At 39.4% G+C, this 12852-nt stretch carries 9 protein-coding genes; 5 read left to right on the top strand and 4 right to left on the bottom strand.

Annotated features, from left to right (window positions below):
- Positions 1–67 precede the first annotated feature (67 nt).
- Positions 68–601 carry an alpha-ketoglutarate decarboxylase gene (locus tag ES711_RS06380; protein WP_146891629.1) on the top strand — a complete coding sequence of 178 codons (534 nt, stop codon included), beginning with the start codon at positions 68–70 and terminating at the stop codon, positions 599–601.
- Positions 602–631: 30 nt separating this feature from the next.
- Here ES711_RS06380 and ES711_RS06385 read toward each other — a convergent pair whose 3' ends face one another.
- Positions 632–985, bottom strand: coding sequence for a hypothetical protein (locus tag ES711_RS06385; protein WP_146891632.1), 354 nt, complete (start codon positions 983–985; stop codon positions 632–634).
- A 5-nt stretch (positions 986–990) separates the two neighbouring features.
- Positions 991–1965 (bottom strand): polyprenyl synthetase family protein, encoded by a 975-nt coding sequence (locus tag ES711_RS06390; RefSeq protein WP_146891635.1) that lies wholly within the window; start codon positions 1963–1965, stop codon positions 991–993.
- 120 nt (positions 1966–2085) lie between these two features.
- Here ES711_RS06390 and ES711_RS06395 point away from each other — a divergent pair, with 120 nt between their 5' ends.
- The 4 genes from ES711_RS06395 (at position 2086) to ES711_RS06410 (ending at position 8925) form a co-directional block, all read left to right on the top strand.
- The gene (locus ES711_RS06395; RefSeq protein ID WP_146891638.1) at positions 2086–2703 is read left to right on the top strand and encodes a TetR/AcrR family transcriptional regulator; all 618 of its coding nucleotides are present in this window, start codon (positions 2086–2088) and stop codon (positions 2701–2703) included.
- Positions 2693–4036 carry a TolC family protein gene (locus ES711_RS06400; protein WP_146891641.1) on the top strand — a complete coding sequence of 448 codons (1344 nt, stop codon included), beginning with the start codon at positions 2693–2695 and terminating at the stop codon, positions 4034–4036. The genes ES711_RS06395 and ES711_RS06400 overlap by 11 nt, the downstream gene beginning before the upstream one ends.
- 208 nt (positions 4037–4244) lie before the next feature.
- Positions 4245–5432: an efflux RND transporter periplasmic adaptor subunit gene (locus ES711_RS06405; RefSeq protein ID WP_146891644.1), complete on the top strand. Its 1188-nt coding sequence runs from the start codon at positions 4245–4247 to the stop codon at positions 5430–5432.
- Complete coding sequence (locus ES711_RS06410; RefSeq protein ID WP_146892852.1) at positions 5425–8925, top strand: efflux RND transporter permease subunit; 3501 nt, start codon at positions 5425–5427, stop codon at positions 8923–8925. The genes ES711_RS06405 and ES711_RS06410 overlap by 8 nt, the downstream gene beginning before the upstream one ends.
- A gap of 330 nt (positions 8926–9255) precedes the next feature.
- On the opposite strand, the gene ES711_RS06415 is transcribed toward ES711_RS06410, so the two are convergent.
- Together ES711_RS06415 and ES711_RS06420 are read right to left on the bottom strand one after the other, a co-directional pair.
- Positions 9256–11574: an inorganic phosphate transporter gene (locus ES711_RS06415; RefSeq protein ID WP_146891647.1), complete on the bottom strand. Its 2319-nt coding sequence runs from the start codon at positions 11572–11574 to the stop codon at positions 9256–9258.
- Positions 11575–11643: 69 nt separating this feature from the next.
- On the bottom strand, positions 11644–12849 hold the full coding sequence (locus ES711_RS06420) for a porin (protein WP_317129860.1): 1206 nt from the start codon (positions 12847–12849) through the stop codon (positions 11644–11646).
- Between the last annotated feature and the right edge of the window lie 3 nt (positions 12850–12852).

The raw sequence follows: 12852 nt of genomic DNA on the forward strand, positions 1-12852 counted from the left end.
CAAAATAAGAATTGCTTTTAGTATATTTATATGATATAAGTGTATCGATAAACATAATACAAAATTTATGAGATTTACTCTAAATAAAAAGCATTTTATTTCCGTTTTGACACTGCTCATTTACGTTAGCACTTTCGCACAGTTTCAAACGACTCCCCCGCCGGATGATTTCTGGAACCATGTCAGATTTGGTGGTGGCATTGGGTTGAGTTTTGGTGACGGCTTTTTCAGTGGCACCCTAGCCCCAAGTGCCATTTACGAATTTAATGAGCAGGTGTCTTTGGGAGTAGGATTAAACGGCACCTATAACTCCCGGAAAGATTTTTATAAATCGACCGTCTTTGGCGGTAGTTTGATTGGATTGTTCAACCCAATACAAGCCATACAATTATCGGCAGAATTTGAAGAATTGAACGTTAGCCGCAATTGGGATGACCGATTAGGAGTTTCAGACGAGAATTATTGGTATCCCGCCTTGTTTTTAGGCGCTGGTTATAGAACCCGAAATGTGGCTGTGGGCATCAGATATGACGTGCTTTATGATAAGGATAAAAGCATTTATGCTGATCCGTGGGCACCTTTTGTAAGAGTGTATTTTTAAAATGAATTAAGCGAAATGTGAAGGATTAGCTTAAGAAGAATACTGGTTTTTAAAGTAGACTTTTTGCCATTCCCGTTTTAGAATCAAGAAAGCAACCTGTGCTGACATTTGGAGTATGTCATTGCCATCCAATTCCCTGATTTTTTCCTCAGCAACATCTACAATATACAACAGGTTCAAATAATCCATGAATCTATTCTGAACCAGTTCAAAAATTTTCTCATGAAGCATCAGCTTTAAGCTTGTGGGCAATACATCCGCATGAAATTCTAAATTGATGTTTGCTAAGGTGAGATCTTTATTGAGCTGTTCTACCAATTTGGCATACAGACGCAACTCATTGGCTTGCAAAACAACATCATCAAAACTTTGTAAGGTGTTCATAGCAATTAAACTCTTCTATTCATCAAATCATTCCCAAAATGCTTCAACATGTCCTTTTTGTCCTCAGGGATGGAAAGTTCATCCAGTACTTCAAATGCCATTTTAGTATAATTTTCAATTTCCTGACGGGTGGCATCCGCTGAACCGCTGGTCTGGAATATTTGCTTAGCGGTTTCAATTTTATCCGTAGCATCGGAGGGATTGATGCCAAATAAATGTTCCAATTGCAATTGGTCGTCACCATTGGAAAATTCGACTGCTTTCAAAAATAAATAGGTTTTCTTGTTTTCAATGATGTCTCCTCCCACCTGCTTGCCAAACGTTTCTGGATCGCCAAATGCGTCTAAATAATCATCCTGAAGTTGAAATGCGATGCCTAACAATCTTCCAAATTCATAAACATGATCTTGATCTTCTTTAGAAGCTCCGGCCACAATAGCTCCCATTTTCATGGCCGCACCTACCAAGACTGCCGTTTTACATTCGACCATTTTCAAATATTCGGGAATTGAAACATCATCGCGTGTTTCAAAATCCATGTCATATTGCTGACCTTCACAAACTTCTAACGCCGTTTTACTGAACAATTTTGCCAAGTCCTGAAACGTTTTGGGGTCATAAAATTCGAACAACTGATAGGCCATAATCAACATCGCGTCTCCGGAAAGAATCCCGGTATTGACATCCCATTTTTCGTGCACCGTAGGTTTGCCGCGACGCAACGGCGCATCATCCATAATATCATCATGAATGAGTGAAAAATTATGGAAAATCTCAATGCTCAGGGCGGCATTCATAGCATGCTTATAATCGCCATCAAAGGCATCAGCCGTCATTAAGGTTAGCAAGGGCCTCAGGCGTTTGCCCCCCAAATCGAGAATATAATGAATGGGATCATATAGGGAAGCCGGTTCCTTTACTTGAATTGTAGCTTCTAAATAGTTGACAAAGGCAGTGTGGTAAAACGAAATTTTTTGCATATCACAAAAATAAGGCAAATACCGTTAGCAAAACAACACTCAAAATCAATATTAAAAAATATTAAACTTTGGAAACTATTTTTGTTTTTAAAGTTTCCTGTTGTACATTTGCAGCCTATTATGAGAGAAAAAATTATACATAGAGCTACGGAGCTCTTTTTGACCCTTGGTTTTAAAAGTGTGACGATGGATGATATCGCCAATGAATTAGGCATTTCCAAAAAAACGATCTACGTACATTTTGAAAATAAAACCCGTCTGATTGAAGCGGCAACCTTCTCAGTGTTAGATAATGTATGTAGCGGAATTGATCATATTTCAGAGTCGGCGGTCAACTCTATTGAAGAATTGTACGAGATTAAAATGTACGTCATGACCTATTTAAGGAATGAAAAAACGTCACCCCAGCACCAACTGAAAAAATACTACCCACAAATCTACCAACGGTTACAGGTTAAGCAATTCGAAAAAATGCAAGCATCCGTACAGGACAGCATCCAAAGAGGTGTTAATGAGGGGCTTTTTAGAAGCACTATTGACGTCGATTTTATTTCGCGCATGTATTTTAACGGGATGTCAGGTATTCGCGACGAACATATTTTTCCACAGGATCAATTCACCATCGAATATTTGATGGAAAGTTATCTCGAATATCATTTGAGGGCCATTACCACGGAGAGTGGCTTATCAGTCTTAAAACAATTTATCAACAATCAATTAGAGCCTAATGACATATAAATTTTACATCTTTTTACTTTTGCTTTGCCCGTTTGTAGGGATGTCGCAAGAGACACCAACCCTGTTCAGTTTGCAAGAAGCCATTGATTTTGCCTTAAAAAACAATCGCAATTCGATAAATGCACAATTTGATATTGAAGCCGCCAAAGCACAAAAATGGGAAACCACGGCTAGCGGTCTACCACAAATTAACGCTTCCGTAGATTACCAAAATTTCTTAAAACAGCAAGTTCAGGTGTTGCCCGCAGAATTTTTTGGAGGACAACCAGGAGAATTTACAGAGGTTATTTTTGGTACCAAACAAAACATGAATGCTACGGCCACGTTGAGTCAGCAAATTTTTGACGGCTCTTACATTGTAGGGTTACAATCTGCCAAAGTATTTTTAGATATTTCCAAAAACGCAAAAACCAAAACTGATTTGGAAGTGCGCAAAGGTGTGATCAATGCCTATGGCAATGTTTTATTGGCTGAAGAGAGCGTAGAGATTTTAGAGCGTAACTTGGAAGTACTTCAAAAAAACCTCGACGAAACGACTAAAATTTTTGAAAACGGTTTGGCTGAAGAAGAAAGTGTGGAGCAATTAAAAATCACCCTTTCGGGGATTAAAAGCCAATTGAGTAATGCCACACGCATGTCAACTTTAGCACATCAAATGTTAAATATGACGCTAGGCTTGGAGATCAATCAGCCTACTGTATTAACTGACAATTTGGAGCAACTTACCCAAGACCATATGTCGTTAGGTCTATTAATGACGGAGGTACCAATAGAACAAACCATTGATTACAAAATAGCGGAAAACAATAAAGTTTCAAAAGAACTGATGCTGAAACTGGAAAAAAGCAAAGCGCTCCCAACGCTAAACGCTTTTATAAATGGTGGCTATTCAGCCTTTACTGACGAATTTACGTTTCTTAACAAGGATCAGAAATGGTTTGGCTCCTCTCTATTTGGTGCTAGCCTTTATATTCCTATTTTCAGTTCAGGCATGCGCAGTGCTGCCACGCAACGCGCTCGAATCAACTTAGAAAAAGCAGAAATTGATCTAATCGATAAGGAAGAAAATATAAAATTTGAAATTGCTTCCGCTAAAAGTGATTACCAATTTGCTATTGAAGATTATCAAAATAAAAAAGAGAATTTAAGATTGGCGGAGCGCATTGAAGAAAAAAATGAAACCAAATTTTTTGAAGGTATTTCGTCAAGTTTCGATTTACGTCAGGCGCAAACCCAATTGTATGCCGCACAACAAGACTATCTTAAGGCAATGCTAGAGGTCATTAGTGCGAAAACCGATTTGGAAACGGCATTAAATATCGTTACGGAGTAGAAGACGTTGAGGGATTTAACAACGCCTAAGGAACCTTGAATCTGAGAATGCGTTGATTCAAATTAATTAAGATATAAGAGTTTATAAATCGCAATTAAAAGCATAACCATGAATCCCAAGCGTAAAAATTAACATGTAAAACCAATCCTTCTAAAGACATAAAGTTATTTATAATCTCATAAACACAACACCAAGCAAACCAAAACAAATGAAAAATATAATCACCCTCTTAATAGTAGCGCTCATGTTCACCTCTTGTGGTGATGACAGCAATAATACTGTTGAAAACACCTTAAAAAGCAACAATCTGGAAACCATACGCAAAAAAAGAGCGGAATTGGTAGATGAACAGCAAGTGCTACACGATAAAATTAAACAGCTTGATGAGAAGATTTCCGTATTGGATACCACTAAAAACGTCCCGTTGATCACTACCTTTAAAGCGGCTACGGAAGAGTTTAATCACGTGTTAGACTTACAAGGGAACGTTACCACCAAAAATTTAATGGTCTTAAAACCGGAATACAATGGCATTCTTACCAATGTGTACGTCAAGGAAGGGCAAGCGGTGCGCAAGGGTCAAACCTTAGGTAAAATTGATGATGGCGGCTTAAGTCAACAATTGGCCCAACAACAAATTCAAGCGGATTTGGCCAAAACCACTTTTGAGCGCCAAAAACGTTTATGGGATCAGAAAATTGGCAGTGAAATTCAATACTTGCAAGCTAAATCCACATACGAAGGGCAAGCGGAAGCCGTCAATCAAATCAGACAACAAATCGCAAAAACAATCATTAAAGCGCCATTTTCAGGAACTATTGATGATATTATGACAGAACAGGGCAACGTTGTTGCTGCCGGGCAAACAGAGGTCATGCGCATTGTTAACCTGGATGATATGTATATAGAAACTGAAGTGCCTGAGCGCTATGTCAACGCCATTACAAAGGGTAAAGCTGTTGAAGTTAACTTTCCGGTACTAGGCAAAACCATCGCCACTACAGTGCGTCAGACCAGTAGCGTTATCAATCCCGCCAACCGTACTTTTAGAGCTGAAGTAGCCATTCCAAACAAGGATAAAACAATTAAACCCAATCTTACAGCACGTTTAAAAATCAACGATTACACTAATGAAAGTGCCCTGTTGATTCCCCAAAGCATCATTTCTGAAAATGCACAGGGTGAGCAATATGTTTATGTGGTTAAAGATAAGGACAATAAAAACCAAGGTACAGCGACACGCGTGGTCATTAAAACCGGGAGAACCCAAGGTGATCAAATTGAAGTGCTAGAAGGCATTGAAAACAATGCTGAACTGATTCAAGAAGGCGCTAGAAGTGTAAAAGACGGGCAAACGGTAGAAGTATTAATAAATGAGAACAACCAGAATGGCTAAGAAGAAGAAACAAAAACAAAAGAGGTTTGGCTTGTCTTCATGGGCCATCAACAATAAGACCACAATGTATGTGCTTATTGCGGTGATTTTTTATTTAGGGATTGCGGCGTTTTTTAATATGCCGAGAGAAAGCTTTCCTGAAGTTAACGAGACCAAAATTTATATTAGCTCAGTGTTTCCCGGAAATACGGCTGAAGACATTGAAAAACTGATTACAGATCCTTTAGAGGACAAGTTAAAAACGGTGAGCAATGTGGTTGACATCACCTCCACTTCCCAAGAAGATTTTTCTATGGTGGTGGTAGAATTTGATGAAAATATTACCGTTGAGCAAGCCAAACAGAAAGTAAAAGATGAAATAGAGAGTGAAACGTCCAGCGAAGATTGGCCGACATTTAATGATGCCAAAGTTGAACCTGATGTTTTTGAATTAAGTCTTTCAGAAGAAATGCCAATTCTGAACATCAATATTTCTGGGGATTACACCGTTGAAAAACTCAAGGAATTTGCCGAGTACCTTCAAGATGAAATTGAAGACATTCAGGAAATCAAAAAAGCCGATATCCGTGGCGCCCAAGAAAAAGAAGTCGAAATAGCGGTGGACATCTATAAAATGATGGCCTCAGAAGTCACCTTTAACGACATCATTGGGGCCATTAAAAACGGGAACGTCACCATGTCAGCGGGGAATCTGATTGCCAGCGGACAACGCCGTACCATTCGCATCTTGGGTGAAATTCAATCGCCTAAAGAGTTGGAAAATTTTGTGGTAAAAGCAGAAGATGGCAATGCCATTTACTTAAAAGATGTCGCAACGGTAACCTTTCACGAAGAGGACAAAACCACCTTTGCGCGCGAATTTGGCGAGCCTGTGGTCATGCTGGACGTTAAAAAACGTGCCGGAAAAAACATGGTGGCGGCCGTAGAACAAATTAAAGTGGTGGTTGAAAAAGCAAAAGCCGATGTTTTTCCTCCAAACCTTAAAGTAACAATTACCAATGACCAATCCTCCGTAACTATTGGTCAGGTGGACGATTTGGTTAATAATATCATTTTTGGGGTTATTTTGGTTGTAACTGTATTGATGTTCTTCCTAGGCTTTAAAAACGCCATTTTTGTGGGATTTGCCATTCCGATGTCCATGTTTATGTCCTTGATGATTTTGAATCTATTGGGGCAAAGTTTAAACACGATGGTACTTTTCGGACTTATCATGGGTCTTGGGATGCTCGTAGATAACGGGATTGTAGTTGTGGAAAACGTGTACCGTTTAATGGATGAAGAAGGCATGAGTCGCATTGAAGCGGCTAAAGAAGGGATTGGAGAGATTGCCTTCCCTATCATCATCTCTACTGCCACAACTGTGGCCGCATTTATTCCGCTAGGGCTATGGCCCGGAATTATGGGCGAATTCATGATGATTTTACCAATCACCTTATCCGTCGTGCTAGGATCATCCTTATTTGTTGCGATTTTCTTTAACTCGGTATTGGTATCCCAGTTTATGAGCATCGAAGATAAAAATATGCCTTTAAAACGCATCATCATCACCACTAGTGTGATGGCAGTAATCGGCCTAATCATATTTTTTACGGCCGGGGAATTCCGTGGCCTTGGGACGCTGATGATTTTTACCGCCATCATGTTATGGGTGTACCGCATTTTCTTACGCAAATGGGCCAACAGTTTTCAAAACAATACTCTGGTTAAATTAGAAAACTGGTACGAACGTCAATTGCGAAGTGCGCTCTCAGGTAAAATGCCTTATATCTTGAGTATTGGAACATTTGTGTTATTGATATTAGCCTTTGTGGCCTTTGGAATTTCCTTGTCGGCGCAACGGACCAAGGTGGAATTTTTCCCAGACAATAAACCCAATCAGATTATTGTATATATCGAGTATCCGCAAGGAACCGCTATTGAAAAAACCAATGCTATTACCAATCAGATCGAAAAACGTGTATATGCGGTTTTAAACGATAAGCAGTATATGGACGGCGACTATAACTTTTTGGTAGAAAGTGCCGTTTCCCAAGTTGGTGAAGGTGCCGGAAATCCGCAGACAGATATGGGTTCTGCCGCTGAAATGCCGCATAAAGCTAAGATTACGGCGTCCATGCGCGAATATAAATTCAGACAAAAGGCCGACAGTGAGTTGCTGCGTCAAAAAGTTCAGGAAGCTTTAGTAGGCATTTATCCGGGCGTGCTCATTTCGGTTGAAAAGGATGCTAACGGACCGCCAGCAGGATCGCCAATTAATATTGAAATTGAAGGCGATGATTATAATGAATTGATTGCCACTGCAGAAAACATGCGTGAGTTTATAAATACCAAAAATATTCCTGGTATTGACGAATTGAAGATTGACGTTAATAAAGACAAGCCAACCATGCGCGTGACCGTCGATCGTGAAAAGGCCGGAGAGCTGGGCGTAAGCGCCACTCAGGTTGGGCAGCAGTTACGTAATTCCATCTTCGGGTCTAAAGCAGGCATTTATAAAGAAGGTGGTGATGATTTTGATATCAACGTTCGTTTTAACGAGGAAAATCGCTACAACACCAGTGCGCTGTTCAATCAGAACATCACCTTCAGGGATAACAAAGGACAAATTAAAAACATTCCGTTATCTACCCTGATCAAATACGAGAATAACTCCGGGTTTAGTGCCATTAAACACAAAGGTACCAACCGCGTGGTTACCGTATATTCTGCATTATCACCAGGGTACACTGACGCGGGTGCTATTGTAACGCAAATTCAGAATGAAATGAAGAGTTACGAAGGTTTGGCTGATAACATTAAAATTGACTATACTGGTCAAATTGAAGAGCAGAACAAGCAAATGACCTTCCTCATGGGTGCGTTCTTTACCGGTCTGGGATTGATCTTTTTCATTTTGATCTTCCAGTTCAATTCCATTTCCAAACCAGCCATTATTATGCTAGCCATCTTTTTAAGTTTAATTGGCGTATTCGGTGGTATTGTGGTTACAGGAAGCGCTTTTGTGATCATGATGACCATGGTAGGAATTATTGCCTTGGCGGGAATTGTGGTAAATAATGGTGTGGTGCTTTTAGATTATGCCGAATTATTGATTGAGCGTAAAAAGAACGAATTGGATCTAGCAAAAGAAGATTATCTCGAAACAAAAGATTTATTTGAAACGATCGTTAAGGCAGGAAAAGCCCGTTTACGCCCTGTTTTGCTGACTGCTATTACCACTATTTTTGGTTTGGTGCCGTTAGCGATTGGCTTAAATATTAACTTCTTTACCTTATTCAGAGACTTTGATGCCAATATTTATATGGGTGGAGACAACGTAGTGTTCTGGGGGCCTTTGGCTTGGACCGTAATTTACGGCTTACTGATTGCGACCTTCCTAACACTTATAGTTGTACCAATTTTATTCTTTTTGGTGACCAAATTAAAAATGTGGTTGCGTTCTAAAGTAAAATCGGTTAACGAGCAGATGGATCAGGAAATCGCCGAGTAATTCACTCCTTCATTTAAATTTTAAAAGGCTAGATGACCAGGTGTCTCTAGCCTTTTTTTTATGATAAGGTCTCTTATCCAAAATGCGGCAGAAAAATTCTTTAAAGCGGTTTAAAAGCTTAATATCGCAAAAGAGCATCTCATTTTTAAAAGATGTTATCCTTAGCCTGATAGATAATGCTACCAGACCAGAGTCGTCTTTTAAGGTATTGCTCCGTGAAGACATATTTACAAATGAATGCTTAGTCCCAGAAATGTCAGGATAGGACTAAAAAAAACACCCTAACGTTGTGGAATTAGGGTGTTTTTGTTTTGTATAAATAATCTGAACTTACTTTTTTAGTTTATCCGGGAACGGGATAGGTTTTACCGAGCTGTCGTGGGCGAGGTAATATTCTTCCAACAAATTCATGGTGGCGACTAACAAATCCTTGGTTTCCAAAAGAATGCTGAAGTACAAGGTCGTGTTTTTAGGGCTTGACTCCTCAGTACGCGTCCGTTCTACTTGTTTCTGTATTTTATCCGTTACCAGGCTAATGATTTCTTTTTTCCTGCCCAAAATGATACCGATTTCCTCAAAAGAATGCGACTCAAAAGCATTTCTACTATTGTTGAACAAACGCTCAAAACGCTCATCCACTTCCTTAAGCTCTTTAATCTGACTGAATTTCAGTTTCTTATGATTATTATGAATGTGTTTATGACTCACTTTGGAGATGTATTCCAAGGATTGGGTCATATCCTGCAAGTATCCTAATATATTAATGTAGAAGTTACTCGCACCCACACTCGAATCATCTAAATTCTTGATAAAATAAAAGATGTTGTCACGCAATTCTTCAACCTCTTCAGAAAGTTTCCGAACTTGCTTTTTATTCTTCTTCAATAAGGATAAATCTTGTAAAGCAAGACCGTTGATGGCATTGGTGTAAATTTTATTACCACGCTTAATCACATTGGCAATATTATTCGCACTTTCATGAATAACGCCTTGAACAGAGCTGCTTTCGGTTTTATTTAAACGGTCTTCTGCTTTGGTTTCCTTCATTTTTTTAGTGTGGGCCATCGAGCTTTTAATCAGCAATCCGAAAGCCACCAACAATAAAATTGGAAACATCACCTTAATGTTCAAATTCAATAAGTAGGCTACTAAAGCCGCAGCGAAAAACGCACTGATTGCGGTAAAGAACCAACCACCAATCACATTGATTACCCCTGCTACACGATATACCGCACTTTCTGCACCCCAAGCTCTATCTGCTAGAGAAGATCCCATCGCTACCATAAAAGTAACGTAAGTGGTGGATAACGGTAGTTTATAGGAAGTCGCAATGGCAATCAATACCGCCGCAACCATTAAATTCACTGCCGCGCGAACCAAATCAAAAGAAGGCAATTCGTGTACCTTATCTTTTGCGAGTTTAATTACTGGGGCCTCAAACTGTTTATCAATTTTAGCTTCTAACGATTTTGGTAAGATGTAGGATGTGACATAAGAAATGCCCATAGCCATTCTTACAAAGCTTCGGGATAGAAAGTTAGGTTGAAAACGTTCTTTAGTTTCGCCTTGACTTGCCAAATCGAGAGATGTTTTAACGACAGCTTTTGCTTTTGAGGAAAACCACAGCGTTAATACCATAACAATACCGGCTGCAAGTAGCAATAAAGTAGGCGTAGTAGCCTTTTCACTTAAGCTGTTCATAGGAAATTCAGAAGCTGATAATCCAAGGGTGTTTATTGCCGGATTGGTAAAATCTGAATACGCCTGAAAAGCGCCCATGGAAGGTCCGATAAAGTTCACCAAATCGTTACCCGCAAAAGCCAAGGCCAATGCGAAGGTACCCACTAATATGATTAATTTATATATGTTAGCTTTTAGCAGGGCAATTACGGCATATGATATTATCGTCCATAACACAAAGCTAATCGCTACAATATAGACCGCTTGATGCTCTAAGAAATCCTTAATGGTTTCACCATTGATAATATCATAAGTTTGGTTAGCAATGTTAGTCCCTCCAATACCTTTTAGAAATATAAAATAGGTGATAGAAGTAAGAGCAAATCCTCCAAATAAGGCGCCAACCCAGTCCGCTTTTCTTTCAAAATCATAAGAGAGTAATAATCGTGCGACCCACTGTACCAAGGCTCCCACGGTAAAGGCAATGACTACTGACAGCAAAATTCCGGAAATAATTTCGGTCACTTTGGCTGTATTGATGTAGTCTATAACATCCGAAAGATTACCACCGTCATGGCTAATTTTAATCAAGGTCATTGCAACCGATGCACCAAGCAACTCAAATACAATGGATACTGTGGTGGACGTTGGTAGGCCGATGGAATTAAAAAAATCGAGCAGTAGAATGTCCGTTATCATTACCGCCATGAATATGATCATGATTTCATTAAACATGAACTGTTCTGGATTGAAAATGCCTTTCCGGGCAATTTCCATCATCCCGCTTGAAAAAATGGCACCGATACCAATCCCAAGACTCGCCACAATCATTAAGGTTCTAAACGAGACCGCTTTTGAACCAATTGCAGAATTTAGGAAGTTGACCGCATCATTACTCACCCCAACTACCAAATCAGCAACCGCCAAAATGGCCAAAGCAATGATCATGTATAAATAAAAATTCTCCATAATTTAGTTTCTAATAGTTTGCAAATATCCTTAGTGTTTTTAAAGGGTATGTTACCTAATTGTTATGTTTTAAAATTGCACGGCAAATTGCAGCCTGTACATGAGCTGATCCGCTGAGTCTTCGACATTTAAATAACTTAAATCCGACTGTACTTTTAATTTATGCCCAAAGATGTATTTTGATACTCCAAGTGTGTATTGATTTTCGATGTTTTTTGCGGTTAAAGGGGTGTCAAGATTGAGATTGGTATACCGTCCGGAAACTTCCCAATTCGATTTAAAAAGGTAGCCGGATTGTACATTAAATCCTGATCCGACGTTTACCACATCACCCGTGGGTAGTCCTTCAGAATTTATAGCCACCGGAGCATCTGCAGCTCTATCGGTGTATTGTGCCAATAATGAAAAACCTTGGTATTTAAATACGGCATCAACAAATACAGTTGAAATATCAGTTTCATGAAACCCTGAATCCGTAAACATATAATCACCTTGATTCCCGCCCGTTTTCACCGCATTATCGTTAAAATCATATGCTACCCCAAGTGCCAGTTTCGGAGTTGGTTCTCTATCCAAATCGCCACCAATGAACGCTCCATCCTTTGTGAAATCTCCAAAAGGATACACTTCCAAACGGGAAGTAAACTGAAATCCACCCAAATTTTTTGAAGTAACGTTACGACCTTCACCTTGCGAAACTGCAAAGGCCTCTTTTATCAACAAATGCTCAGAAAACTGTAATTGATGTCGTAATTGCAGCCCCAAATCGCGATCAATACCAAAGGATTTACTAAGCTTGGAGCGATCAACAAACTGGAGATTGGCTGAAGATATCAGTGTTTCAAAATCGCCAGGAAGTTTTGCCTGACCGAACCACAGTTCAAAATTTTCATAAAAGTTCCATTTCACCACCGCATCCACAATGTAGCGTGGCGCATTATTGGTAAATTCAGAAGCGCCGGACATGTCTCTGTTAGAGAGTCCTAAAGCAATTTTGTATGTTAATTTTGGAGAGTAAATAAAACCGTCAAACTTTAATCGAGCACGACGGATTAAAAATTGAGTTTCTAAATCTGAAAAGGAATTGTTGTGCTCTTCCCATTCTGCAGATCCTTGAAACTGCAGCTGCAGCCCCATTTTCATAGCCCAAGTGCTATCTTTAGCAACACTTTTAAAAATGCCATTACCTAAACTAGGACCTTCAATATTTTGAGCATTCATAACTTCGCTTACTCCAAATAGAAGCACCAACAGTGCATAAGAGAACTTCATCATCAG

Origin of the sequence: Gelidibacter salicanalis, assembly GCF_007997285.1 — a bacterium.
GTDB lineage: Bacteria > Bacteroidota > Bacteroidia > Flavobacteriales > Flavobacteriaceae > Gelidibacter > Gelidibacter salicanalis.